We start from the raw sequence: 25,677 nt of genomic DNA, 5'->3' as shown, positions 1-25,677 counted from the left end.
CGGCCATTATCGAGACGCCCGGCAGTCTATTCCGCTTCCGTCACCGAAACCGATGCCTCGCTCGTCAGCATCAGGAATGTCAGCGTCTCGCGCAGATAGAGTCGCACGACTGTGTCGGTATGGCTCGTGTAGCCGATCGACAGGTCATCGCCCAGGTGCAGTTCGAAGTCGCCGCCGCGCGTGGACAGCACACAGCCGCCGGTGAGCGCGGGCGCCCAGACGATGTCGCCGTTCACGATCCGCTTGATGTGCTCGATGACCGGATACCCCTGATGGCTCGCTTCGCCGAGGGCGGTGAACGCGTCGGCGCCGAGCAGCACGGAGTAGGGGCCGTCGACGCCGGCGAGCCGCAACTGTTCGAGCGCGCCGCTGATTGCGGCCGGATAGTCGCTGACGTTGGCGGGCAACGCGAGGGGCGGATTCGACGAACCTTCGCGAATCCCGCCGATGCCCGCCGCCTGATAGCCGTCGAAAATCGCGCGATCTTCCACATAGGCGAGTTCCTTCGCGGCATCTTTCGCGGGCTGCCAGTCGGCGTCTTTCGCGCCGCGCGCGACACTGTCGATTGCCTCGCGTTGCAGTTCGAATGGCACGGTCAGTTGCACCAGCGCCTTCACCTCGGACAGTTTGGCCACGACACCGGCTTGCGGCGCGGTGACGGCGATCTGATGACCCGTGCCAACGCCAGACAGTTCCGTGCCGCCAGGGCCCTTGACGTCGACCACGCGACGGCCCGCGACACAGCGCTTGAAGGTGCGCGCGACTTCCTCTTCGATCTGCGACCAGGCGGCGCTGGAGATGGGAGCAAGCTCGCGATGCAGATTATTCATATTGCGAAGTTCCTTTGAGAGAGCCGATATTCAGTGAACCGTCGTGGCGTGGTTCGGCAGGCGAGGGCGCAACGGGCTGCTGGCCGGCGCAGGCCGCGTTGCTCTGGGGGGCGCGTTCCGCGAGCGCCTCGAGCAAGGTGGCCGACGGGAGGAAAAAGAGGCCGCCCGTGACCGCGCGGCTGTAGTCGAGCAGCCGGTCGTAATTGCCCGGCGGCCGCCCGACGAACATGTTTTCCAGCATTTGTTCGATCGGACGAGGCGAGCGCGCGTAGCCGATAAAGTAAGTGCCGAACTCGCCCATGCCGGGGCGGCCAAACGGCTTGTTGTCGCGGAGGATTTTCACTTCCTCGCCGTTTTCCACGAGCGTGGTCAGCGAACTGTGCGATGACGACGGTTTGACCGCTTCATCCAGCTCGATGTCGGAGAGTTTGGTACGGCCGATAATGCGCTCCTGGGTCTCGACTGAAAGCGCATTCCAGCCGGCCATGTCGTGCAGATACTTCTGCACGAGGACATAGCTGCCGCCGGTGAACTCCGGATCTTCGTCGCCGATCAGGGTGAAATCGGCGGCCTCGCGGCCTTCCGGATTCTCGGTCCCGTCGACGAAACCCACCATGCTGCGCATATCGAAGTAGCGAAAGCCGTGCACTTCATCCACTACGGCGATCGCTTCGCCGAGCCGTCCTACCAGTTGCGTGGCGAGGTCGAAGCAGAGATCCATCTGGTCCGCGCGGATATGCAGCAGGATATCGCCCGGCGTCCCCACGGCGCGGCGTTCTCCCTCGCCGACTTCGCGGAACGGGTGCAGGCCCGCCGGACGCGGCGCGCCGAACAGCGTATCCCAGGCCTTGGAGCCGAAGCCGCACACGCACGACAGATTGCCGGAGGGGACGCGCTTGCCGACCGAACGTACGAGGGCGGCTATATCGGCGCACCATGCGCGCACCGTGTCGGCGTTGTTCTCGCCGTCCACCAGGGTCGCTACGATGAAAATCGCGCTACGCGTGACGGTATTACAAACGGACTGCGATTCTGGAGTGTCTTTTGGCATCGGATCGAATGGTGATGAGCTATGACGGGTTCCAACAACAGCGGATTGTCTGTCGCGCCGGCCGCTGTCTTCTGAGCAGACCGGGTCTGACTGCAAGGAGAGGGCGCAGATGAACGCAAGGCCGCTCAACGTCCACAGATGTTATACCGCTCAGTCCCCTTAGGGAAACTGTACAACATCGCTGTGTCGCTGCCGTTACTTCTATGAACTTCGGGCGAGCCGCATTGCTCCGGGCTTATTTTTTCGGGGCGAAAAATCAAATCAAAATTAATTTGTATTCCGAATCGATTTTTTGCGGAAAATCCGCTTGTTTGACGAAAGCGACCGACCCGCGTCACCACGAATCGTGACCCTTTCCCGTTCGGCGTTACATGCCTGACTATTGCTGCTGGTGCTGTATGAATGTACAGTACTCAGGCCGCACGGCTCAACCTGAACGACGAATGGAGATGTCACCCCATGCCGGCTCTACCCGGTCAGGCGCAAGATGCCTGAACAACTCTGGCTGCCCGGACTCGAGGCGCCGCCAACACCGACAGACGGCCTCTTCTTCGCCGTCTTCCCTGACAGCAATACGGCGGCAAGCATCGCAAAGCTCGCGCAACAGCTTTGCGCAGAGACACGTGCGCGGAGCAAGCCGCTCGTGGCCGGCCGTCTGCACATCACGCTGCTGCACCTGGGCAATTTCGCGGGCGGTTTGCCGGGGCCGCGAGTCGATGCCGCAATGCAGGCGGCAGCATCGATCGCAATGGACCCGTTTAGCGTCGAATTCGACACGGTAGTCAGCTTTGCCACGAAACGGCGACCGGGGCCGCTGGTCTTGAGCGGGGGCGATGGCGTCGCGGGCCTGTGCGCGCTCCACGACGCGCTGGAAGGCGCGTTGCAGAACGCGGGTTTCGGCGATCGTTCGAACGCCGCCGTGCCCTTTACGCCGCATGTCACACTGGCGTATGGCATGCCGTGGACCGCCGCGCGCCCTGCGGAATCCCTGTGCTGGAACGTCCGTGAGTTTGCCTTGATGCACAGTTTGCTCGGGCGTACCCGGCACATCGCGCTGGCTCGCTGGCCGCTGTCGGGCGCCGGGTCATAGCGCGCAGCCTGGTCTACGGCCATGTGCGCGCCCGTATGCGCATTATCCGAAAGCTTAGGGGTGTTCGTCGGTTGGAGAAACGAAACGCTCGTGCGCTCCCTGATAGAATGCTTGGGCCGCAACGTAGTGGATTGCAGATGAAATTGCTTGATGCATTGGTCGAACAGCGAATTGCCGCCGCCGCCGCGCGCGATGAGTTCGACGAGTTACATGGCGCGGGTGCGCCGCCGTCCTTGGGCGACGACACACAGGTCCCCGAGGAAGTGTGCGTCGCCAACCGGATTTTGAAGAGCGCGGGCTTCGTGCCGCCCGCGGCTGAGCAGTTGCGCGCGTTGCGTGACCTGCAATTGGAATGGAATGCCGCGAGCGACCGGGCTGCGCTTTGCCGTCTCAAGGCGCGCATGCTGGCGCTCGATATGGCACTTGAATCGCTGCGGGGCGGCCCGCTGGTTCTGCCGCGCGAATACTGCCGGCGAATCGCCGAGCGGCTGTCCGAACGTGCCGGCAATCTCAATACGGCCGACGTGAGTTCGCAGTGAGCGAACCGCTCGTCCATGCCGCCCAGCCGAATCCGGCCGACCTACCCGCGTCCCCCCCTGTTTCCGAGCGCGACCGCTACTTCATGACGCTGGCGCAAGCCGCCGCCGAAGAGGCCCGCGCGGCCGGCGAAGTGCCGGTCGGCGCGGTACTCGTGCGCGGCGACGAGGTCATCGCCAAGGGTTTCAATCACCCGATCGGCGGCCACGATCCCTCGGCACATGCGGAAATGGCCGCACTGCGCGCTGCCGCGCAATCGGTCGAAAATTACCGGCTGCCGGGCTGCGAACTTTACGTGACGCTCGAGCCTTGCCTGATGTGCGCCGGCGCAATCATGCACGCGCGCATCGCCCGCGTGGTGTTCGGGGCGCGTGATCCGAAGACCGGGGCGTGCGGCAGTGTGGTCGACGCCTTTGCGAATCCGCAGTTGAACCATCACACTACCGTGATCGGCGGCGTGCTTGAAGACGAATGCGGCGCGGCGCTCAAATCGTTTTTCGCCGAGCGGCGGCGCGCCGGCCGCGAGGCACGTGCCGCGGCGCATGCCGGCGAAGGTGGCGAGGGTGGCGAACCGGACCAGGCCAAGCCGCTCTAAAACAACAACATCCAGCAGGTCTCGTCAAATGACCGTCCATCGCACTATCGAATTGATTGCGCCGTCCGGCTACCCGCATGACCCGGAGGTCCTGCATCGTGCATTGCAGCGCTTCCATGCGCAGGGGCATCGCGTCGAGGGTGTCGAGGCGGCGAAGCGCCGCTATCAGCGCTTTGCCGGCACCGACGGCGAACGTGCAGCGGATCTGAACCGGCTTGCCGATCCGTCGCGCCCGTTGCCGGACATCGTGCTGACCGTGCGCGGGGGCTACGGCGCGGCGCGCATTCTGCACGGGCTCGACTATGAAGGCCTGCAACGGCGGCTCGCCGGCCAGCCGGTTGTGCTCGTCGGACACAGCGACTTCACCGCGATCCAGCTCGCATTGTTGGCGCGCGCCGGCGTGAAAACCTTCGGCGGTCCCATGCTGATGAGCGACTTCGGCGCGGAAGAGCTCAGCGAATTCACCATGCAGCATTTCTGGTCGGCAGTGACGAAGCCGACCATGAGCGTCACGAGTACCGTGCCGCAGGCGCAAGCGGTGGACGTCTCGGGCATGCTGTGGGGCGGCAATCTTGCCGTGCTGGCGTCGCTGATCGGCACGCCTTACATGCCGCCGGTGGAGGGCGGCATCCTGTTTATCGAGGACGTCAATGAGCAGCCGTTCCGCGTCGAACGGATGATTTATCAACTGCACCTGTCCGGCATCCTCGCGCAGCAACAGGCGCTCGTGCTGGGCGACTTCTCCGGTGCCAAGTACTACGAATACGACAACGGCTATGACCTGCACGCAATGATCGAGCAGGTGAGGTCGGTGATTGGCATTCCGATCGTCACGGGGCTGCAATTCGGGCATGTTCGCAACATGCTGACCCTGCCGGTGGGCGCGGATGCGCACCTTATCGCCGACGCGCACGGCTTCAAACTGAGCTTGTCGGGCTATCCACATCTGGCCTGAAGCCACGGGACAGGGAAGCGGGCGCATGCCCGTTTTTCTTCGCACTAGAACGCAACTAACGGCATATTTTTCCGAGCCTACTTCCAGCAGAGCGCGCGGTGAAGGTCCATAGATTTTGTTGACAAAATCCGCCACCAATAGACGGCGACTACCTAACCTAATTAAACTCGTACTGAGGCGGCACGGCGCATCCAGGCCGTCCCGGCTGGCCGCCAGTACAGCCGTTCCATGGAAATTGTTGAAATTCGCCGCAAAAATTGTTGACAATTTTTATGTCCATCCTATGATGACCTACATACCGAGACACATATCATGTCCGACACAGAGTCCGCCAACGCGAGTAGTTCGAAACCTGAGGTGATCGCCGAGCGCATCCGCTCCGCGATCCTCGAACATCGGCTCGCGCCGGGCGCCAAGCAGACAGAAGCACAGTTATGCGAAGTATTCGGCGTCAAGCGCGGCCCAATCCGGCAAGCGCTGGCGCAACTGGCGACCGACCACCTCGTCGATCTCGAACCGAATCGCGGTGCGTTCGTGGCGAGTCCGTCGCTGCAGGAAGTGCATGAGGTGTTCGAAATGCGCCGCATCATCGAACTGGCTGTTGTTGAAAAGATTTGCAGCGGCGGTCACGGAGTGCGGCGTTTGAAGAGCATCGGCAGCATGATCGGCCGTGAACGCAAGGCATTCGAAACACGTGATTTTCCGGCATGGATTCGCCTGTCGGGCGAGTTTCACACCGAGTTGGCCGGCCTCACCGGCAACGCCGTGCTGTGCGATTGCCTGAACGGACTGGTGGCGCGCTCCACGCTGATTTCCGCGCTGTACGAGTCGCTCGGACGCAGCCCGTGCTCGTTCGAGGACCACGAAGCGATTCTCGCCGCGCTCGACGCCGGCGATGCCAAAGAGGCTGCGGCCCTGATGTCGCGCCATCTGCAAAGCGTCGAGTTGAAAATGCTGGACCGTCCCGCCGTTGGCGCGGCGGATCTCCATGAAGTGTTCGGCGCACTGAACGGCGCGCCGAAGGATGCACCCAGAAGAAAGTCCGCGCCAGGTTAGGCAGGCGGCCGGCGAGCTCCCTGGCGGTGCGCGCCGCACTGAAATGAACTGAACTGAACTGAATCAAGCGTTGCAAGGCGGCTCGGCGTGAGCGCTGCCGGCTTGCGCACGCGTGTCCGCCGCCGGGCGACGGGCTTCGAGTACGGGCTTCGAGTAACAACGCATCGCTGGAATTCGCGGCTGCTGGCGGTGCGATAACCACAAGTACCTCAAGTACGGAGACATCCGCGGCACGGCACGACAGCCGACGCCGGCTCCCTTTGCCTCACCTGGGCGAGGAGGGCGCGGCTGGCACAGCCGATGCATCGTCCTTCGATTTTGCTATCGACGGTCCCTATCCCAAGGAGGAATCATGGCTCAGTTCAGTGCAGCGCCCAGCAGTCCGGCAATCCCCGCTTATGCAGACGACAGCGCGCCCAGCGATCCGTCGATCCCGGCAGGCTACAGCGAGCGGCTCTACAACGAAGACCTCGCACCGCTGCGTCATCAGACCTGGGGCGCGTACAACATCTTCGCGTTCTGGATGTCGGATGTGCACAGCGTCGGCGGCTACGTGTTCGCGGGCAGTCTGTTCGCGCTCGGGCTGACAAGCTGGCAGGTGCTGGTGGCGCTGCTGGTCGGCATCACGATCGTCAATCTGCTGTGCAATCTGATCGCCAAGCCGAGCCAGGCGAACGGCGTGCCGTATCCGGTGGCGTGCCGCGCCACTTTCGGCGTGCTGGGCGCAAATATTCCCGCTGTGATTCGCGGCCTGATCGCGGTGGCCTGGTACGGCATCCAGACGTATCTGGCGTCGAGCGCGCTGGTGATCGTGGTGCTGAAATTCGTCCCGCAACTGCTGCCTTACGCCGACGTTCATCACCATGGCTTCATGGGTCTGTCGACGCTCGGCTGGGCCGGATTCATGCTCCTGTGGGTCCTGCAGGCGCTGGTGTTCTGGCACGGCATGGAGACCATCAAGAAGTTCATCGACTTCGCCGGTCCGGCCGTCTATGTGGTGATGTTCATTCTCGCGGGCTACATGGTGTATCGCGCGGGTTGGCGCAACATCGGCATCAACCTCGGCGGCGTCAAGTATCACGGCATGGAAGTCGTGCCGGTGATGATCACGGCTACCTCGCTGGTGGTGTCGTATTTCTCGGGGCCGATGCTGAATTTCGGCGACTTTTCGCGCTACGGCAAGAGCTTTCGCAGCGTGCAGCGCGGCAACTTCTGGGGTCTGCCGGTCAACTTCCTCGCTTTTTCGCTGGTGACGGTGATCACGACCGCGGCTACGCTGCCGGTGTTCGGCGAGCTGATCACGGACCCGGTCGAAACGGTGGGACATATCGACTATCCGACCGCTGTGATTCTGGGTGCGCTGACTTTCACGGTGGCGACCATCGGCATCAACATCGTGGCCAATTTCGTGTCGCCGGCTTTCGACTTCTCGAACGTCGCGCCGCGTCTGATCAGCTGGCGCGCGGGCGGCATGCTCGCCGCCGTGGCATCGATCTTCATCACGCCGTGGAATCTGTTCAACAACCCGGCCGTGATTCACTACACGCTGGACGTGCTCGGCAGCTTCATCGGACCTTTGTATGGTGTCCTGATCGTTGACTACTACCTCGTGAAGCGCCAAAAGATCGTTCTCGACGACCTGTACACGGTCGCGCCCAGCGGTTCGTACTGGTATCGCAACGGCGTCAACTACCGTGCCGTGGCGGCGCTGCTTCCGGCCGCCGTGATCGCCGTGATCTGCGTGATGACGCCGGCGCTCGAAAGCACAGCTAATTTCTCATGGTTCATCGGCGCCGGCCTGGCTGCGCTGTTCTATCGCGTGCTTGCACGCTGAGTTTCGCGGGTCCCTCAAGGTGACGTTCTTTGGGGCATCGCAACAGGAGTCGATATGCGCATCAAACTGATTAACCCGAATACGACCCAACGCATGACGGAGGCAATGGGCCGTTGCGCGCGCGAAGTGGCCGCGCCTAGCACCGAGGTGGTGGCGGTGAGTCCGACCATGGGGCCGCCGTCGATTGAAGGCTACTACGACGAAGCGCTCGCTACCCCCGGCCTGCTGGCCGAGGTCATCGCGGGCGAGCGGGAGGGCTATGACGGTTACGTGATCGCCTGTTTCGGCGATCCGGGTTTGTACGCCGCGCGCGAACTGGCGCGGGGCCCGGTGATCGGTATCGCCGAGGCGGCGATGCACGCGGCCAGCGTGGTGGCGCCTGGTTTCTCGGTGGTGACGACGCTGGCGCGCACCTGCGGCATGGCATGGCACCTCGCCGAGCGCTACGGCATGAAACGTTTCTGCCGCAACGTTCGCGCCACCGACGTCGCCGTTCTCGATCTCGACACGCCCGGCTCGGCGGCGCGCCGCATCATCCTCGACGAATGCCGGCGTGCCCTCGAGGAAGACGGTTCGGATGCCATCGTGCTCGGTTGCGCGGGCATGGCCGAACTGTGCGCGGAGATTGAAGACGCGCTGGGCGCGCCGGTGATAGAAGGCGTGACGGCGGCCGTCAAGTGGACCGAGGCGCTGATCGCGCTGGGCCTTGCCACCGCCAAGCGTGGCGACTACGCCCGGCCGCTCGCGAAGCGCTACGACGGCGCGCTCGAATCGTTCAGCCCGGCTGACGCAGGCCACAATCCGCTTCCGGTCCGTGGTTCTGCCGGCGTTTCCTTGGCAAATGGCCGGGAAAGCGCCGCAACGGCCGATTTACCGCGGGTAAACGCGAGGGAAACGGAGCAGCACATACATTCAGTCTGACTCGCACTATCTGCCCGGGTGTATGGGCACACCCGGGTGTTTTCGCTACACTGGTTCAACTCAGTGCGGGTGCCTGAAAGGCTTTTAAAAGCCGATTATGGCGTTGATTTTAAGGTGTTTTGACCCGCGCCGGCGTGACTCGAGCGCACGCCGCACGCAAGCCCACGTCCAATCCATGTGCTTGCCACATGAGTCTCACGCGAATATTACGTACCGTCACCACGCATTCGTCAAATCATGCCACTCGACCCGAACTACCCACGCGATCTGATCGGCTACGGCCGCCACCCGGTGCAGGCAAACTGGCCGGGTCAAGCGCGTGTTGCGGTGCAATTCGTCCTGAATTACGAAGAGGGCGGTGAAAACTGCGTGCTGCACGGCGACCCCGGTTCGGAGCAGTTTCTGTCGGAAATTGTCGGTGCCGCGGCCTATCCGGCTCGCCACATGAGCATGGAGTCGATCTACGAATACGGTTCGCGTGCGGGCGTCTGGCGTATTCTGCGCGAATTCGAAAAGCGCGGTCTGCCGCTCACGGTGTTCGGCGTCGGCATGGCGATCGAACGCCATCCCGAAGTGGCACGCGCGTTCGTCGAGCTCGGTCATGAGATTGCCTGCCACGGCTATCGCTGGATTCACTACCAGGACGTGTCTCCGGAGAAAGAGGCGGAGCATATGCGCCTCGGCATGGACGCGATCCAGCGTGTGACGGGCGAGCGTCCGCTTGGCTGGTACACCGGCCGCGACAGTCCCAATACGCATCGACTCGTCGCCGAATACGGCGGCTTCCTGTACGACTCGGATAACTACGGCGACGACCTGCCGTTCTGGATGGACGTCGAGGTCACGGGCGGCGCGAAGGTGCCGCAACTGATCCTGCCGTACACGCTCGACACCAACGACATGCGCTTCGCCAGTCCGCAAGGTTTCAACACGGCGGACCACTTCTTCACGTACCTGCGCGACGCATTCGACGTGCTCTACGAAGAAGGCGACGAAGCGCCGAAGATGCTGTCGATCGGCATGCACTGTCGCCTGCTCGGACGCCCTGGGCGTTTCCGCGCATTGCAGCGTTTTCTCGACCATATCGAACAACACGATCGCGTGTGGGTGACGCGGCGCGTCGATATTGCGCGCCACTGGCGCGAACATCACCCTTACCAGCAAAACAACCGCGGGGCTGCGGCATGAAGGCGATGCAATACACACTGGACCAACTCAACAGCACCTCGGCCGACGCGTTCGTCGCAGCACTGTCGGGCATTTTCGAGCACTCGCCGTGGGTCGCGGAAATCGCCGCGCGGCAACGGCCGTTCGCCAGCATCGACGAATTGCATAGCAAGATGTCGAACATCGTCGAAACGTCCGGTGAAGCGAAGCAACTGGCGTTGATCAACGCCCACCCGGAGCTCGCCGGCAAGGCGGCCGTGCGCGGTGAACTGACGGCCGAATCGACGCGTGAGCAAAGCGGCGCCGGTCTCGCGCAATGCACGCAGGAAGAGTTCGACAAGCTGATCTCCCTGAACGCCGCGTATCGCGAGAAATTCGGCTTCCCGTTCATTCTCGCGGTGCGCGGGTATGACCGCCACGGCATCATCGCGAACTTCGAGGCGCGGGTGAACAACAGCCGCGCGGACGAACTGCGCGCGAGCCTCGACCAGATCTACCGTATCGCACGTTTCCGGCTCGACGACCTGATCGACGCGTGAGGTGTCAGGCGTGGCTTGTTCACACCTGAGCCACGCCTCAGCCACGCGCCACGGACCTCGAACCGAAACGTTTTTTCAGCACTGACAAACATTAAGGAAGACAAAGATGGCACTCCCGATTCTCGATCCCAACGCCCCGGAATTCACGCGCCGCTATGTGAATCTGGCCGACCCGCGTCTGGGCGCGCAGGCGCTCGAGGCTAGCGACGATTTCTTCGCACCGAAGGAGCGCATGCTGAATCCGGAGCCGGCCGTCTTCATTCCTGGCAAGTACGACGACCACGGCAAGTGGATGGACGGCTGGGAAACCCGCCGCAAGCGCGCCAACGGCTACGACTGGTGCGTGATCAAGCTCGCGCGCCCGGGCGTGATCAAGGGCCTCGATCTCGACACCAGCCACTTCACGGGCAACTTCCCGCCGGCAGCATCGGTGGAAGCCGCGCGCGTGGTAGACGGCGTGCCGAACCAGTCGACCCAGTGGACCGAAATCGTCGCGTCCACCACGCTGCAAGGCAATAGCCACCACTATCACGAAGTCAGCGACACGAACGCCTACACGCACCTGCGCGTGAACATCTACCCGGACGGCGGTATCGCGCGTCTGCGCGTGTACGGTCAGCCGCAGGTCGACTGGGCGGGTGCGAGCCGCACCGAGTTGTTCGACCTGGCCGCAATGGAAAACGGCGCGTATCTGGTTGCGGCGAACAACCAGCACTTCGGCGCTGCGTCGACGATCCTGATGCCGGGCCGTGGCGTGAACATGGGCGACGGCTGGGAAACGCGCCGCCGCCGCGAACCGGGCAATGACTGGGCCATCGTCGCGCTGGCGCAACCGGGCGTGATCAAGAAGATCGAAGTCGATACGGCGCACTTCAAGGGCAACTTCCCGGACCGCTGCTCGGTCCAGGCTGCTTATGTGACGGGCGGCACGGATAGCTCGCTGATCACCCAGGCAATGTTCTGGCCGGTCCTGCTGGGCGAACAGAAGCTGAAGATGGACAACCAGCACTACTACGAAAGCGAAATCGCGTCGCTGGGCCCGGTGACACACGTGCGCTTCAACATCATTCCGGACGGCGGCGTGTCGCGTCTTCGTCTGTGGGGCACGCTCGCATGAAAACGCTCGCTATCGAACCGTTGACGAAAGACGCGTTCGCGGCGTTCGGCGACGTGGTCGAACTCGAGGGCGCGAAGCAGATTCCGATCAACCTCGGCACGACGATCCGCTATCACGATCTGGCGAAAGTTGACGTCACCGACGAGAATGGCCGCACGCTCGTGAACCTGTTTCGCGGGCAGCCGCGCACGCTGCCGTTCGAAGTGAAGATGCTCGAACGGCATCCGCTCGGCAGCCAGGCCTTCGTGCCGCTGAACGACAAGCCGTATCTGGTGGTCGTGGCGCCGGCAGGCGAGCTGGATGTCGCGAAGATTCGCGCGTTCGTGACGAGCGGCTGGCAGGGCGTCAACTATGCGAAGGGCGTATGGCACCATCCGCTGATCGCGCTGGGTGACGTGAGCGACTTCATCGTCGTCGATCGCGGCGGGGATGGACTCAACCTCAACGAGCAGGATCTCGCCGAGTCGCTGTGGTTGACGGAAGATGCGTTGAACGCGGTGGCTGTTTGAGGTTTGCCGCTTTGGTCTGATCTGACCTGCCATGCAGGTTGATTCAGAAGAGCCTGCAGTGCGACAGCGCTGCGGGCTCTTTGCTTTGGTGGACCGGAAAGCTGGCGCGGCGCGGATGTTGCCGCCTGCGACGGAGCGCCTCGATGGCACGATCTGATAGCAGAATGGCGTCGTTCGCCAGTGCGTGGCGCGATCTGCGATCCTAAGATGCCTGCATCGAAGCCCCACCGGATGAGAAAGTCATGACCAAGCAATCCAATACCGCCCTGATCACCGGCGCATCCAGCGGCATCGGCTGGGAACTGGCGAAGATCCATGCAAAGAAGAGCGGCGACCTCGTGCTGGTGGCGCGCTCGCGCGACAAGCTCGACGCGCTGAAACTGGAACTGGAGGCTCAGTACGGCATCTCCGCGACCGTGATCGCCGAGGATCTGTCGAAGCCGGGCGCCGCGCAACGCATCTTCGACGAAACGCAAGCGCGTGGCATTACGGTCGACGTGTTGATCAACAACGCCGGCTTTGGCGGGCATGGGCTGTTTCACGAGCAGAACCTGGTCAACATTCAGGCGATGATGCAGGTCAACATGGCGACGCTGACCGAGCTGACGCACCTTTATCTCAAGGGCATGGTGCAGCGCAAGCGCGGCCGCATCCTGAACGTGTCGTCGACGGCGTCGTTCATGCCTGGCCCGCTGCAGGCGGTGTACTACGCGACCAAAGCCTACGTGACGTCATTGACCCAGGCCATCGCCGAAGAGGTGGCCGTCGATCACGTCACGGCGACCGCGCTGTGCCCAGGGGCAGTGGCCACCGGATTCGTGGCAGCCGGCAACCTCGAAGGCGTGGATATCTGGAAGCAGGCGAAGTCGGCGCAGTCGGTGGCACAATTCGGCTACGGCGCCATGGAGCGTGGCGAACTCGTCGCCTTCAACGAGGGCAAGCTGAAGTTCCTGCTGAACTGGGTCGTGCCCCTGCTGCCACGCAAGACCATGCTCAAGATGTCGCGCCAGGCAATGGAAAAAGCGTGACCATCACGCTGCATCGGACAACACACGATGAAACGAGCCAACCGATTCGTGATCGGCACCAACTGGAGGTTGATGCTGAACGACATGCGGATCGATCCTGCCGCGGTGCTGGCCCACGCGGGGCTGCCCGCCGATCTGCTCCATCGTGACGACATCGCGCTGTCCGCGCCCGATTACTTCCGGTTGTGGCGCGGCATGGAGCTGGCCGCGGGCGACCGGGAAGTGGCCTTGCTGCTTGTCGAGCACTTCAGGGCCGAAGCGTTTGACGCCCCCATCTTCGCCAGCCTGTGCAGCCCGAATTTCAACGTCGCCGCGAGGCGGCTGAGTCTGTACAAGCCATTGATCGGTCCAATGCTGCTGGACGTGGATCAAGGCCTGAAATCGACGCGCTTGACCTTAAGCATATATGGCGCGGAGGGCCGACTTCCCCATACGCTCAGTCTTGCCGAACTGGTGTTCTTCTGCCAGCTGATCCGGGTCGGTACGCGCGAGCACATCGTGCCGCAGGCCGCCTGGCTACCCGAACTGCCGCGAGACATCGCGCCCTATGAAGCGTACTTCGGGTGCCCATTGCGCAGGGCCGACCGAACCGAAATATGTTTCTCGGCGGCCGATGCGGCCCGGCCATTCCTGACCTCCAACGCCGCCATGTGGGACTTCTTCGAAAGCAGGCTGAACCAGAAGCTGGCGGACATGGACGCTCGCGCCAGCACGGCGGCGCGCGTTCGCGCGGTGCTGCTCGAGGCGCTACCGAGCGGCGAGGCGAGCATCGAAACGGTCGCCGACAGACTGGCCATGAGCAAGCGCACCTTGCAGCGCAAGCTGACGTCAGAGGCCGAGAGCTTTCAGGGCATCATGACGTCGACCCGGACCGAACTGGCCGACCACTACCTGAAGCAATCGGCGCTGTCGTTGGCAGAGATTTCTTTTCTGCTGGGCTTTCAGGAGCCCAACTCGTTTATCCGCGCGTACCAGGGCTGGAAAGGGATGTCGCCGGGTTCCTTTCGAATGCAGGTCCATTGATCTATCGACCAGCAACCCGCTGCGGGGCCTCGCTGTGCTGTGCCATCGAATCGGCCGCTGCCGCCAGATCCGGGGGGCCGGAACGCGGCGAAATGGGCAACGGCCATAAAAAAGCGGGCTTCCCGCTCGCGCGAAAAGCCCGCTTCATAGTACTTCGGTACTTCGTCCATCACCTGGGCGGGCAGGGCGCCCGGCCAGGTATTAACACTTACTTCGCGCCACCCTCGAACCACGCGGCGATCTTCATGCGCTCGTCGTCGGTCATGTGCGTGACGTTGCCAAGCGGCATCGCCTTCAGCGTCACGGCCTGCTGATAGATACGCTGGGCGTTCTGCGAGATCTCATCCGGCGTATCCAGCAGCACGCCGGCCGGGGCGCTGCCCATCATCGTCGGATGAGCGGAGTGGCATGCCACGCAGCGCTGTTGCAGCACCGGAGCGATGTCGCCCACCTTGATCGTCGGTGCATTCGCGGCTTGCGCTTGCGCCACCATCGGCTTCGGCATAGTCCAGAAGAGGGCGGCGAACATCAGCACGATACCGACCAGAGGCAGGTACCACAGCACCTGGCCACGGTGACGCATCACGAAGAACTGGCGGATCAGCGCGCCGGCCAGCATGATCATCAGGAGCACGACCCAGTTGTACTGATTCGTGTAGGTCATTGCGTAGTGGTTCGACAGCATCGCGAACACCACCGGCAGCGTGAAGTACGTGTTGTGCACCGAACGTTGCTTGCCGCGCTTGCCGTAGATCGGGTTCGGCGTGTCGCCCTTGAGCATGGCGTCAACCATCTTGCGCTGGCCCGGAATGATCACGAAGAACACGTTCGCCGACATGATCGTCGCCAGCATCGCGCCCATGATCAGGTAAGCCGCGCGGCCCGCGAAGATATGGCACGCGAGGTATGCCGCGATCAGCACGTAAATGCCCACGCCAACGCCAAGCAGCTTGTCCTTGTTGCCAAGCAGGCGGCACAGCGAGTCGTACACGATCCAGCCCGCCGCGAGGAAGCCGAGAGCGGCCGCGACGGCCACCACCGGACCCATGTCCAGCACGTTCTTGTCGATCAGGTACGTGCTCGGCGCGAACAGGTACAGCACCGTGAAGAGGCTCGCACCCGACAGCCACGTGGTGTACGACGGCCACTTGGACCAGTGCAGGTCGTCCGGCATTTCCGGCGGCGCGACGGTGTACTTCTGCATGTTGTAGAAGCCGCCGCCGTGCACGTGCCACAGCTCGCCGAACACGCCGCGCTTGCGCTGGTTCGGATCCGTAGGCGGTTTCAGGCTGTTGTCGAGCGCGACGAAATAGAACGATTCGCCGATCCACGCAATGGCGGCGATGACGTGAAACCAGCGCAGGGCCAGATTCACCCAGTCAGTAATAAAGCCTTCCATGAAACTCCTCCACTTCTGATTCGTTGTACGCGCAACGACGTTGGTGCCTTGATCGCGCCTTCGGCGACCTAGTTGAAGGGTCGTCGGCGCGCATGACGTCGCTGCGCAAAGTGCGGGGCGCCCCCAGGGGGACTGCGCCCCTTCAGGGCGAAGACGCAGTGCGCTCAGTTCGCACGACGCCGTTTTTTATGGGTGCTTCGGGGCGGGTTGCTTGCGTCCGATTGCTTTTCGCGGGTGCTCGCGTGAGTCCTGCGAGCATCTGCGCAAGGCAATCGGGCGGGATCGGAATACTGCGCGAACCCGGCCTCGATTCTTCCAGCGCCTTCAGCATCTCTCGGCAGCTGTCTCCTAGCTGCCGCGATACGTGCTGTACGACCACGGCGACACCAGCAGCGGCACGTGGTAGTGCGCGCCGGCATCGGCTACGCCGAAGCGCAGCACGACGCGATCGACGAAACGCGGCTCCGGCACCTTCGTGCCGATCGACGCGAAGTAATCGCCGGCGCCGAATACGAGTTCGTATTCGCCGGTGACGAGCGCTTCGCCTTCGAGCAGCGGCTGGTCGCAACGGCCGTCGTCATTGGTGAGGGTGGTTTTCAGCGCGCGGCGCGTGTCGCCCGAGAGCGCGAAGAGTTCGACCTTGATGCCCGCGCCGGGACGGCCGTTCGCGGTGTCGAGCACATGAGTAGTGAGCTTTCCCATTCGCAATTTTCCTTATGTGAATGCGAGGTTTCGGCGGCGGCCCGATCCAGAAACGTTTGCGGCGGATCGAGGCTCCACGTCAGTGGCTACATACCCGTCGGCGAATTGAAGCGAGCGCCGTGGCAGCCATTGTAAAAAGGTTGTTCCGCTCAGCGCGCGAGAGATAGGAAAGATAATACCTGGCGCATGACAGACAGCCTGTTGAAAGCCGCCACGGACCACGTGACTCGACTATTCCAGTGTATTTAATCTGGCGGGGAATCGTACTGTCACCAAAAAAGGCCCACTATATTCCCGGCGTTAGGTTGGGTATCGCATTGGCGCGAGTTGCCAGCATTATTTTGGCCGCTGAAGGTTACACCCGTGCACCGCGGCAGAGACGGTTCCTGTGCGACTCAAGCCAGGTTCGAGCGCGGCGCACACCCCGAAGACGGCAGAAGCATGCTGGGTAACCGGGCCAACGGCGTTCAACGAGACGCGGCGGCACGGTGGCGTGCCGTCACATCGCGTTCGAACGGCTTTGCACGGAAGCAATAAAGCGGAGAAACGAATGACGATGGAGCAGGCGGCTAACAAGCCAAAGAAAACGATGCTGGTCAAGCACGCGGACGTGCTGGTCACGATGGACGGCGCCCGGCGCGAACTGCGCGACGGCGGACTGTACATCGAGGACAACCGTATCGTCGCGGTCGGCCCGACGGCGGAATTGCCGCAAACGGCCGACGAAGTGCTGGACATGCGCGGGCATCTGGTCATCCCGGGGCTCGTGAACACGCACCACCACATGTATCAGAGCTTGACGCGCGCGATCCCCGCCGCGCAGAACGCCGAATTGTTCGGCTGGCTGACTAATCTCTACAAGGTGTGGGCGAACCTCACACCGGAAATGATCGAAGTCTCGACGCTGACCGCGATGGCCGAGCTGTTGCTGTCCGGTTGCACGACATCGAGCGACCATTTGTATATCTACCCGAATGGCAGCCGTCTGGACGACAGCATCGCCGCGGCACGCCGGATCGGCATGCGTTTTCACGCCGCGCGCGGCAGCATGAGCGTGGGCCAGAAGGACGGCGGCTTGCCGCCGGATTCGGTGGTCGAGCGCGAAGCCGACATCCTGAAAGATACGCAGCGCCTGATCGAGACCTATCACGACGAAGGGCGTTACGCGATGCTGCGCGTGGTGGTCGCCCCGTGCTCGCCGTTCTCGGTGAGCCGCGATCTGATGCGCGAATCGGCGGTCATGGCGCGGCAGTACGGGGTGTCGATGCACACGCACCTGGCGGAGAACGTCAACGACATCGCGTATAGCCGCGAGAAGTTCGGCATGACGCCGGCGGAGTATGCGGAAGACCTCGGCTGGGTCGGTCACGACGTGTGGCACGCGCACTGTGTGCAGCTCGACGACGCGGGCATCGAACTGTTCGCGCGCACCGGCACCGGCGTCGCGCATTGTCCGTGTTCGAACATGCGTCTCGCCTCGGGCATCGCGCCGGTCAAGCGCATGCGCCTTGCTGGCGTGCCGGTGGGGCTGGGCGTGGACGGTTCGGCGTCGAACGACGGCGCGCAGATGGTCGCCGAGGTGCGCCAGGCGCTGCTTCTGCAGCGCGTCGGCTTCGGGCCGGATGCGATGACCGCGCGTGAAGCCTTGGAGATCGCGACTCTCGGCGGAGCGAAGGTGCTCAATCGCGACGACATCGGCGCGCTGGCGCCGGGCATGGCGGCGGATTTCGTGTCGTTCGATCTGCGTCAGCCGCTCTTTGCGGGCGCGTTGCATGACCCGGTCGCGGCGCTGGTGTTCTGCGCGCCGTCGCAGGTGAGCTACAGCGTGATCGGCGGCAGGGTGGTCGTGAAGGATGGGCAGTTGACGACGCTGGAACTCGATCCGGTTATCGAGCAGCACAACCGGCTGGCGAAGACGCTTTACGAAGCAGCGGCGTAACAGGAGAGGGCAAGGTTATCGGCAATGGCTGCCGATAACCTGCAAAACAAAGGCTTAAGGCTTGTCGATCAACGTCTTGGTCGCTTCGGCGACCAGACTGCGCAGCCACCGCACTTCGTCGGAATAATGCACGCGTTCGTGCCACAGCTGGTAGTACTGCATCGGCGGGAAATCGAGCGGTGCCGGCACCACGGTCAGCGGCAGGAACTTGGCGTAGTAATCGGCAAAGAGGCGTGTCGTCGTAAAGATCAGATCTGACTTGATCAGCACGTACGGCGCCAGATTGAAGTAGGGCAACGTAACGACTACATGGCGCTTTAACCGCTCGCGCGCGAGATGCACGTCGATCGCGCCGCGCTGGCCCACCGAGTAAGGAGTAGGCGCAAGATGCGGAGCATTCAGGTACTGATCGAGCGTCAGCCCGCCGCGCTTGGCGAACGGGTGCGTGTTGCTCATCAGGCAGACGATCTGGTCGACGAACAGATTCGACAGGTGCAGTTGCTCCGGCGGTTCCGGCCAGTTGCCGACCACGGTGTCGAGCTTGCCGTCTTCGAGCGCGAGCTCGTAGTCGAAGGCCGGGCCCAGCGAATGAAATTCGAGCGTCGCGTTCGGCGCAGCCTGGCGAAAGCGTTCGACCACCGTCGGCACGAACAGCACGTTCAGGTAGTCCGGGCAGCCGATCCGGTAGCAGCGGATCGAGGTTGCGGGGTCGAAGTTGTGCTGCTGAAACTTGATGCGTTCGATCTCGCGCAGTGCGTTCTGCACCGGTTCGAGCAGGCGCAGGCCGTATTCCGTCGGCACCATGCCGGACTTGCCGCGCACCAGCAGCGGGTCGCCGGTAATGTCGCGCAAACGGCGCAGCGCCGCGCTGATGGCGGGTTGCGATTGATTCAGTTTGACGGCCGCGCGCGTGACGCTGCGTTCCATCAACAGGGTGTGCAAGACGCGTAATAGATACGTATCGATCGCCTCGCGTTGCTGACTCATGACTTCTCCGAAATATATGTTCTGGCTGATCGAACGGGCGTGGGTATATATGCTTTTTAATATGAACATGCGCCCACGTCAAGAGTGGGATACCCGCAGAGCGCGCTGCGACGGGGGTTTGCGGGGAATTTTGGCGGCTCGACTGACTGGGTCGAATTAGGTATTGTCATCCGGTTATGGTGACGGATCGTCGGCCGGCACGGTGCGCGGATGGGCACCGACCGGCAGTCACTCAATGACGTATTTCGGTACTACGGAATCACATGAGCCACTCTTCTTATAGCGACGGCGCCGCCGCGCAGCCGGCAGACAGGCCGGAACAGGCGGCGCCCCGGCTGGTGCTTCAGGGCATCACCAAACAGTATCCGGCCGTGCGAGCCAACGACGACGTCACGTTGATCGTCGCGCCGGGCGAAATCCATGCGGTGCTCGGCGAAAACGGCGCCGGCAAAAGCACGCTGATGAAAATCATCTACGGCGCGGTGCGGCCCGACGCCGGCGAGATTCGCTGGGAAGGCCAGACGGTCGAGATCGCCAGTCCGGCAGCGGCGCGCAAGCTCGGCATCGGCATGGTGTTCCAGCATTTTTCGCTGTTCGAGACGCTCACGGTCGGCGAAAACATCGCGCTGGCACTCGACGAGCCGTTCGATCTGAAGACGCTCTCCAAACGCATCCGCGAAGTCTCGGCGGATTACGGCCTCGACATCGACCCGCAGCGCCACGTGCACAGCCTGACGGTGGGCGAGCGGCAGCGGGTCGAGATCGTGCGTTGCCTGCTGCAGAACCCGCGCCTGCTGATTATGGACGAGCCGACCTCGGTGCTCACGCCGCAGGCGGTGCGCAAGCTGTTCGAAACGCTGCGGCGCCTCGCGGCCGAAGGCTGCAGCATTCTCTACATCAGCCACAAGCTCGACGAAATTCAGGAGCTGTGCGACACCGCGACGGTCATGCGCGGCGGCCGCGTGACAGGCCACGTGAAACCGAAGGGCGAGACGCACGCCTCGCTCGCCCAATTGATGGTCGGCCATTCGCTGCCGGACTACACGCGGCGCGAACACAATCCGGGCGCCGTGCTGCTCGAGGTCAAACAGCTGTCGGTGGAGAGCGACGACCCGTTCGGCACGTCGCTCGATAACGTGTCATTCGGCGTGCATGCCGGCGAGATTTTCGGCATCGCGGGCGTCTCGGGCAACGGACAGGCGGAGCTGCTGTCGGCGCTCTCAGGTGAAAAGCGCGGCGTGCGCGCCGACGCGGTGACGATTTGCGGCACGGCGGCGGGGCGCCTCGGCGCTGGCGGGCGGCGCGCACTCGGCTTCGGCTTCGTGCCGGAAGAGCGCCTTGGGCGCGGCGCGGTGCCGGCCATGACGCTGTCGGAAAACGCGCTGCTCACCGCGCACCGGCAGCAAATGGTGAATTCCGGCTGGATCAAGGCGGGTGCGATGCGCGCGTTCGCGAAACGCTGTATCGAAGCTTTCGACGTGCGTTGCGGTGGCGGCGAGGCATTGGCGCAAAGTCTCTCGGGCGGCAATCTGCAGAAATACATCATGGGCCGCGAGATTCTGCAGGGGCCCAAGGTGCTGGTGGTTGCGCAGCCAACTTGGGGTGTCGACGTCGGCGCCTCGGCGTTCATTCGCCAGCAGCTGCTCGACCTGTCTGCGCGTGGCGTGGCGATTCTGGTGATTTCGGAGGAGCTGGAGGAGTTGTTCGATATCTGCGATCGCATCGCGGTGCTCGCCGGCGGCAGACTCTCGCCGGTGCGTGCCACGGGGGCGACCAACGCGGAGGAAATCGGCCGCTGGATGGCGGGCCTGTTCGGCGGACGCGAGGGCTCGGCGCCCTCGGCGGAACAGCCGGCGCATGCCTGATCCGACAGTCGCGCCGGCCATGGCACCGATGGATGTGCCGCAACCAGGTCCGTGATACGGCGCGAGATCAAGAACCCGATAAATCACACGCTAACCATGATTCTTCCGTATCGACTCGAAGCCCGCACGACGCCTTCGCGCACCATGCAGCTCGCCGTGCCGCTGATCGCCGCGTTGCTCACGCTCGCGATCGGTTTTCTGATCTTCAGCCTGGTGGGCCGCGATCCGCTGCAGGCCATGCACGCGTTCTTCATCGAGCCGCTGTCCAGCGTGAACGGGTGGTCCGAGCTGCTGCTGAAGGCGTCTCCGTTGTGCCTGATCGGGCTTGGCCTCGCGATCGGCTATCGCGCCAATGTGTGGAACATCGGCGCTGAAGGGCAGATGCTGCTCGGCGGCATTGCCGCGAGCGGCGTCGCGATCTATTTCGATCAGGCCACCGGCTGGTGGATCCTGCCGGCCATGATGACCGCCGGCGTGCTGGGCGGCATGGCTTGGGCCGCGATTCCCGCGTTGCTCAAGAGCCGTTTCAACACCAACGAGATTCTCGTCAGCCTGATGCTCACGTATGTGGCCACGCAGCTGCTGATTTATCTGGTGAGCGGTCCGTGGCGCGATCCGCAGGGCATGAACTTCCCGCTCTCTGAGATGTTCACCGGCGACGCGCTGTACCCGACCTTCTCCGGCGACTGGCACTGGAAATGGCTGCGCGGTACGCGTCTGAACGCGTCGGTGTTCGTCACGCTGGTGGCGATTCCGCTCGTGTGGGTCTTCATGCGCAAGAGCTTCGCTGGGTTCCGGATGAACGTCGGCGGTCTCGCGCCGCTCGCCGCGCGCTACGCCGGTTTCTCCGACAAGAAAACCATCTGGACGTCGCTCCTGATCAGCGGCGGCCTCGCGGGACTCGCGGGCATGGGCGAGATCGCCGGCCCGATCGGCCAGTTGCAGGCGACGTGGTCGCCCGGCTACGGCTTCACCGCGATCATCGTCGTGTTCGTGGGGCGGCTGCATCCGCTCGGCATTGTGCTCGCGAGCCTGCTGATGGCGCTGCTGTATCTCGGCGGCGAAGCCGTGCAGACCTCGATGCAATTGCCGCAGGCGCTGTCCGGTGTGTTCCAGGGGCTGTTGCTGTTCTGCCTGCTGGGTGCCGACCTGTTCGTGAACTACCGTGTGCGCCGCCGGCCGGTCGCCGCGCAAGCTCACTAATCAGCTCACTGCTCATCGCTCACTGCCCACTGATTCCCGCCGGATACACATGGATATTCAACAAGCCAGCTCGCTCACCTCGAGCGCCATCACCGCCGCGATTCCGCTGATGTTCGCGGGCGCGGGCGAACTCGTCGCCGAAAAATCGGGCGTCCTCAACCTCGGCGTCGAAGGCATGATGCTGATGGGCGCGGTAACCGGCTACGCCGTCACCGCGATCACCGGCAACCCGTGGCTCGGTGTCGTGGCCGCGATCGGCGCCGGTCTCGTGATGTCGCTGCTGTTTGCGTTTCTCACGCTCACCATGCTTGCCAACCAGGTCGCCACCGGTCTGTCGCTGACGATCTTCGGCATCGGCCTCTCGGCGTACATCGGCAAACCGTACACATCGGCGGCGGTGCGCGCGACCATCGACACATGGACCATTCCCGGCCTCTCGAAGATTCCGGTGCTCGGACCCGCGCTGTTCACCCTGACGCCGCTGGACTACCTCGCGTTCCTGATGTTCGCCGTGATCGGCTGGTTTCTGTACCGCACGCGTGCCGGTCTCGTGCTGCGCTCGGTCGGCGAATCGCCGCAAGTGGCGCACTCGGTGGGCTTTCCGGTGGTCGGCGTGCGCTACGGCGCGGTGGCCTTCGGCGGCGGCATGGCCGGACTCGCGGGCGGCTACTACTCGATCGTCAATCTGCACCTTTGGCAGGAAAACCTGACCTCAGGCCGCGGCTGGATCGCGCTCGCGCTGGTCGTGTTCGCGACGTGGCGCCCGGGGCGCCTCCTGATCGGCGCGCTGCTGTTCGGCGCCGTGACCGGCCTGCAGTTCTATGCGCAGGCGATCGGCGTGCCGGTGCCGACCCAGTTCCTCGCGATGCTGCCGTACATCGCGACGGTGGTCGTGCTGGTGCTGATCTCCCGCAATCCGAACACGATTCGTCTGAATGCACCCGCATCGCTGGGCAAGCCGTTTTTCTCGGCGGGCTGATTGACGGGAAATGGACCCCAAGTTTTACATCGTTCGATACACACGACAGGAGAAAACATGAAGAGAAGAAATCTGCTGACCGCATTCGCATGGGGCGCAGCCTCGCTGGCGCTCGCCGCGCCGCTCGCGCAATCCGCGCAGGCCGCCGACGCGCCGGGCGTCGCGTTCGTCTATCTCGGCAATCCCGGCGACGCCGGCTGGACGTTCGCGCACGACCAGGGCTCGAAGGAAGCGGAAGCGAAATTCGGCAACAAGATCAAGATCACCCGCATCGAAAACGTGCCGGAATCGGCCGACTCCGAGCGTGTGTTCCGCGATCTGGCAAACAAGGGCAACAAGATCATCATCGGTTCGAGCTTCGGCTATCAGGACTTCGAACTGAAGGTCGCGAAGGATTTCCCCGACACGGTGTTCCTGCACGCAACCGGCTACAAGAAGGCGCCGAACTTCGGCACCTATGACGTGCGGATGTATCAGGGCGCGTACCTCGCCGGCGTCGCCGCGGGCTACGTGACGAAGACCAACACGCTCGGCTTCGTGGCCTCGGTGCCGATTCCGGAAGTGATCCGCAACATCAACGCGTACACGCTCGGCGCGCGCTCGGTGAACCCGAAGGTGCACACCAAGGTTATCTGGATCAATAGCTGGTTCGATCCGGGCAAGGAAAAGCAGGCGGCTGAAACGCTGATCGGCCAGGGCGCCGACGTGCTGCTGCAAAACACCGATTCGAGCGCCACGCTTGCTACTGCATCGGAAAAGCACGTGCACGCGTTCGGCTGGGATTCGGACATGAAGAAGTTCGGTCCTGACGCCCACCTCGGCTCGGTGGTCGCGCATTGGGGCGTGTATTACAACGCGGCGATCCAGCAGGTGCTGGACGGCAAATGGAAGAACGATCCGGTGTGGTGGGGCATTCCGCAAAAGGCCGTCAATCTCGAGGACCTGAACACCTCCGCGATTTCGGCTGACGCGCAGAAGCAGGTGGCGGCGAAGCGCGACGAACTGGCGGGCGGCAAGTGGGACGTGTTCACGGGCCCGATCAAGGACCAGTCCGGCGCGGTGAAGGTGCCCGCCGGCAAGACGCTGGCCGATCCTGAACTGCAACGCCTGAACTGGTATGTGGAAGGCGTGGACGGATCGCTGCCGAAGTAAGGCCGCGACAATGCGCGGCGTCGCCGTCGAAGGGGCCCCCCCGATGGTGGCGCTGTAGTGAAGGTCGCGATCGACCAGGCGGCGGTCTCAGCAACCGCTGCCTTGAGAAGCTGCGTCCCGTGCGGACGCAGCTTTTTTTGCTCCAGGTATTCCGGGTATTGGCGCTGGCCGTCGCCTCGACTGTGGGTCAGTCGTCGATGCGCAAGCCGACCTTGATGGTCACTTGCCAGAACGCCACCTTATCGTTCTCGATCTGGCCCCGCGTTTCCGTCACTTCGAACCAGTGCAGATTGCGCAGCGTCTTCGACGCTTTGGCAATCGCCGTGCTGATGGCGTCGTCGATCGATTTGGTCGATGAGCCGGTCAGCTCGATTTTCTTGTAGACGTGGTCTGACATGAAACGCCTCCGTTGATCGTCGTTGGTGTTCAAAAAGTATAGGCAACGGCAAGCGCAACCGGCGGCGGTCGCGAGAAATGGCATGAAACGGCGAATCGGCGGGTCATGCCGCGGATCGCTTGTCCGATATGCCGGGGCGAGGCGTGGCCGTTATCATGTCCACGCAACTCAATCTGCAACCTGACGAGGCTCGAAAGTGGAAATTGGTTTTTGCGGTCCGGGTTTGATGGGCGCGCCGATGATCCGGCATCTGCTGCGCGCGGGGCACACCGTGCATGTCTGGAATCGCACGCGGGCCAAGGCGGAGGCGCTGGTGGCCGATGGCGCCAAAGTAGTCGAGACTCCGCGTGAACTCGCCGCGCGGTGTGAAGCGGTGCTGCTGTGCGTCGCGGATGCGGCGGCCGTGGAGGAGACCGTGTTCGGCGCCACCGGGCTGTTGAGCGGCGATACACCAGCGCAACGCCGGGTACGCTGGATCGTCGATCACTCCAGCATTCCGCCGGCTGCGACGCGCGAGCTCGCGCAACGCGCGGCCGCGCTGGCCGCGGCTCGCGAGAGTGAGGGCGCGGCGGGACTCGGCTGGATCGACGCGCCGGTGTCGGGCGGCGTGGCCGGTGCGAATGCCGGCACGCTGGCGGTCATGGCCGGCGGCGCCGCGGCGGACGTCGAGGCTGTCAGGCCGGTGCTCGGCGCCTACGCGTCGCGCGTCACGCATATGGGCGACGTCGGCGCGGGGCAGACCGCCAAGCTGTGCAATCAGACCATCGTCACCGCCACGCTGGCGGCAATTGCCGAGGCGGTG

Annotated in this window: 25 protein-coding genes; 19 read left to right on the top strand and 6 right to left on the bottom strand. The window is 63.4% G+C overall.

Going from position 1 to position 25,677, the window contains the following annotated elements; translation table 11 throughout:
* Positions 1–26: 26 nt before the first annotated feature.
* Together A6V37_RS16160 and A6V37_RS16155 are read right to left on the bottom strand one after the other, a co-directional pair.
* Entirely contained in the window at positions 27–830 is an 804-nt protein-coding gene (locus A6V37_RS16160) for a family 1 encapsulin nanocompartment shell protein (RefSeq protein WP_064269291.1), read from the bottom strand.
* Positions 823–1,881: a Dyp-type peroxidase gene (locus A6V37_RS16155; RefSeq protein WP_064286133.1), complete on the bottom strand. Its 1,059-nt coding sequence runs from the start codon at positions 1,879–1,881 to the stop codon at positions 823–825. The genes A6V37_RS16160 and A6V37_RS16155 overlap by 8 nt, the downstream gene beginning before the upstream one ends.
* Before the next feature lie 487 nt (positions 1,882–2,368).
* Here A6V37_RS16155 and A6V37_RS16150 point away from each other — a divergent pair, with 487 nt between their 5' ends.
* The 13 genes from A6V37_RS16150 to A6V37_RS16090 all read left to right on the top strand — a co-directional run bounded on the left by A6V37_RS16150 (position 2,369) and on the right by A6V37_RS16090 (position 14,252).
* A complete protein-coding gene (locus A6V37_RS16150; protein ID WP_064269289.1) occupies positions 2,369–2,971 on the top strand; it encodes a 2'-5' RNA ligase family protein in 603 nt (200 codons plus the stop codon).
* Between the two features lie 137 nt (positions 2,972–3,108).
* Entirely contained in the window at positions 3,109–3,510 is a 402-nt protein-coding gene (locus A6V37_RS16145; protein ID WP_064269288.1) for a DnaJ family domain-containing protein, read from the top strand.
* Positions 3,507–4,103, top strand: coding sequence for a tRNA adenosine(34) deaminase TadA (gene tadA / locus A6V37_RS16140; RefSeq protein WP_075643505.1), 597 nt, complete (start codon positions 3,507–3,509; stop codon positions 4,101–4,103). Before A6V37_RS16145 ends, tadA begins: the two co-directional genes overlap by 4 nt.
* A gap of 28 nt (positions 4,104–4,131) precedes the next feature.
* The gene (ldcA, locus tag A6V37_RS16135) at positions 4,132–5,058 is read left to right on the top strand and encodes a muramoyltetrapeptide carboxypeptidase (protein ID WP_064269286.1); all 927 of its coding nucleotides are present in this window, start codon (positions 4,132–4,134) and stop codon (positions 5,056–5,058) included.
* A 312-nt stretch (positions 5,059–5,370) separates the two neighbouring features.
* Positions 5,371–6,114: a GntR family transcriptional regulator gene (locus A6V37_RS16130; protein WP_064286132.1), complete on the top strand. Its 744-nt coding sequence runs from the start codon at positions 5,371–5,373 to the stop codon at positions 6,112–6,114.
* 352 nt (positions 6,115–6,466) lie between these two features.
* On the top strand, positions 6,467–7,948 hold the full coding sequence (locus A6V37_RS16125; RefSeq protein ID WP_064269284.1) for an NCS1 family nucleobase:cation symporter-1: 1,482 nt from the start codon (positions 6,467–6,469) through the stop codon (positions 7,946–7,948).
* 54 nt (positions 7,949–8,002) lie between these two features.
* Complete coding sequence (locus A6V37_RS16120) at positions 8,003–8,869, top strand: aspartate/glutamate racemase family protein (RefSeq protein WP_064269283.1); 867 nt, start codon at positions 8,003–8,005, stop codon at positions 8,867–8,869.
* Between the two features lie 237 nt (positions 8,870–9,106).
* On the top strand, positions 9,107–10,057 hold the full coding sequence (puuE, locus tag A6V37_RS16115; RefSeq protein ID WP_064269282.1) for an allantoinase PuuE: 951 nt from the start codon (positions 9,107–9,109) through the stop codon (positions 10,055–10,057).
* Positions 10,054–10,575: a 2-oxo-4-hydroxy-4-carboxy-5-ureidoimidazoline decarboxylase gene (uraD, locus tag A6V37_RS16110; protein ID WP_064286131.1), complete on the top strand. Its 522-nt coding sequence runs from the start codon at positions 10,054–10,056 to the stop codon at positions 10,573–10,575. The genes puuE and uraD overlap by 4 nt, the downstream gene beginning before the upstream one ends.
* Before the next feature lie 106 nt (positions 10,576–10,681).
* The gene (alc, locus tag A6V37_RS16105; RefSeq protein ID WP_064269280.1) at positions 10,682–11,692 is read left to right on the top strand and encodes an allantoicase; all 1,011 of its coding nucleotides are present in this window, start codon (positions 10,682–10,684) and stop codon (positions 11,690–11,692) included.
* The gene (locus A6V37_RS16100; RefSeq protein ID WP_064269279.1) at positions 11,689–12,201 is read left to right on the top strand and encodes an ureidoglycolate lyase; all 513 of its coding nucleotides are present in this window, start codon (positions 11,689–11,691) and stop codon (positions 12,199–12,201) included. The genes alc and A6V37_RS16100 overlap by 4 nt, the downstream gene beginning before the upstream one ends.
* A 242-nt stretch (positions 12,202–12,443) precedes the next feature.
* A complete protein-coding gene (locus A6V37_RS16095) occupies positions 12,444–13,229 on the top strand; it encodes an SDR family NAD(P)-dependent oxidoreductase (protein ID WP_064269278.1) in 786 nt (261 codons plus the stop codon).
* A gap of 27 nt (positions 13,230–13,256) precedes the next feature.
* Positions 13,257–14,252 carry an AraC family transcriptional regulator gene (locus A6V37_RS16090; RefSeq protein ID WP_064269277.1) on the top strand — a complete coding sequence of 332 codons (996 nt, stop codon included), beginning with the start codon at positions 13,257–13,259 and terminating at the stop codon, positions 14,250–14,252.
* Between the two features lie 208 nt (positions 14,253–14,460).
* Here the strand turns inward: A6V37_RS16090 and A6V37_RS16085 are convergent, their stop codons facing one another.
* Both A6V37_RS16085 and uraH read right to left on the bottom strand, forming a co-directional pair.
* Positions 14,461–15,651: a urate hydroxylase PuuD gene (locus A6V37_RS16085; protein ID WP_064269276.1), complete on the bottom strand. Its 1,191-nt coding sequence runs from the start codon at positions 15,649–15,651 to the stop codon at positions 14,461–14,463.
* A gap of 348 nt (positions 15,652–15,999) precedes the next feature.
* Positions 16,000–16,353 carry a hydroxyisourate hydrolase gene (uraH, locus tag A6V37_RS16080; protein ID WP_064269275.1) on the bottom strand — a complete coding sequence of 118 codons (354 nt, stop codon included), beginning with the start codon at positions 16,351–16,353 and terminating at the stop codon, positions 16,000–16,002.
* A 550-nt stretch (positions 16,354–16,903) separates the two neighbouring features.
* Here uraH and A6V37_RS16075 point away from each other — a divergent pair.
* Positions 16,904–18,292, top strand: a complete 1,389-nt coding sequence (locus tag A6V37_RS16075) for an 8-oxoguanine deaminase (RefSeq protein WP_064269274.1) — start codon at positions 16,904–16,906, stop codon at positions 18,290–18,292.
* A gap of 54 nt (positions 18,293–18,346) precedes the next feature.
* Here A6V37_RS16075 and A6V37_RS16070 read toward each other — a convergent pair whose 3' ends face one another.
* Positions 18,347–19,279 carry a LysR substrate-binding domain-containing protein gene (locus A6V37_RS16070; protein WP_064269273.1) on the bottom strand — a complete coding sequence of 311 codons (933 nt, stop codon included), beginning with the start codon at positions 19,277–19,279 and terminating at the stop codon, positions 18,347–18,349.
* 263 nt (positions 19,280–19,542) lie between these two features.
* Between A6V37_RS16070 and A6V37_RS16065 the strand changes: the two genes are divergently transcribed.
* From A6V37_RS16065 to A6V37_RS16050, 4 genes are all read left to right on the top strand, one after another.
* Positions 19,543–21,144 (top strand): ABC transporter ATP-binding protein, encoded by a 1,602-nt coding sequence (locus A6V37_RS16065; protein ID WP_064269272.1) that lies wholly within the window; start codon positions 19,543–19,545, stop codon positions 21,142–21,144.
* A gap of 96 nt (positions 21,145–21,240) precedes the next feature.
* On the top strand, positions 21,241–22,347 hold the full coding sequence (locus tag A6V37_RS16060; RefSeq protein WP_064269271.1) for an ABC transporter permease: 1,107 nt from the start codon (positions 21,241–21,243) through the stop codon (positions 22,345–22,347).
* A gap of 49 nt (positions 22,348–22,396) precedes the next feature.
* Positions 22,397–23,326 carry an ABC transporter permease gene (locus A6V37_RS16055; protein WP_064286130.1) on the top strand — a complete coding sequence of 310 codons (930 nt, stop codon included), beginning with the start codon at positions 22,397–22,399 and terminating at the stop codon, positions 23,324–23,326.
* A gap of 57 nt (positions 23,327–23,383) precedes the next feature.
* Positions 23,384–24,478, top strand: coding sequence for a BMP family ABC transporter substrate-binding protein (locus A6V37_RS16050; protein ID WP_064269269.1), 1,095 nt, complete (start codon positions 23,384–23,386; stop codon positions 24,476–24,478).
* Positions 24,479–24,665: 187 nt separating this feature from the next.
* Here A6V37_RS16050 and A6V37_RS16045 read toward each other — a convergent pair whose 3' ends face one another.
* Complete coding sequence (locus tag A6V37_RS16045) at positions 24,666–24,875, bottom strand: dodecin (RefSeq protein ID WP_064269268.1); 210 nt, start codon at positions 24,873–24,875, stop codon at positions 24,666–24,668.
* A gap of 196 nt (positions 24,876–25,071) precedes the next feature.
* On the opposite strand from A6V37_RS16045, the gene A6V37_RS16040 reads away from it, so the two are divergent.
* A partial coding sequence (locus tag A6V37_RS16040) for an NAD(P)-dependent oxidoreductase (RefSeq protein ID WP_167361441.1) occupies positions 25,072–25,677 on the top strand: 606 nt, incomplete at its 3' end.

Source organism: Paraburkholderia ginsengiterrae (assembly GCF_001645125.1).
GTDB lineage: Bacteria > Pseudomonadota > Gammaproteobacteria > Burkholderiales > Burkholderiaceae > Paraburkholderia > Paraburkholderia ginsengiterrae.
Note: the sequence above shows the minus strand (reverse complement) of the source record. Positions and strands in the feature narration are given on the sequence as shown.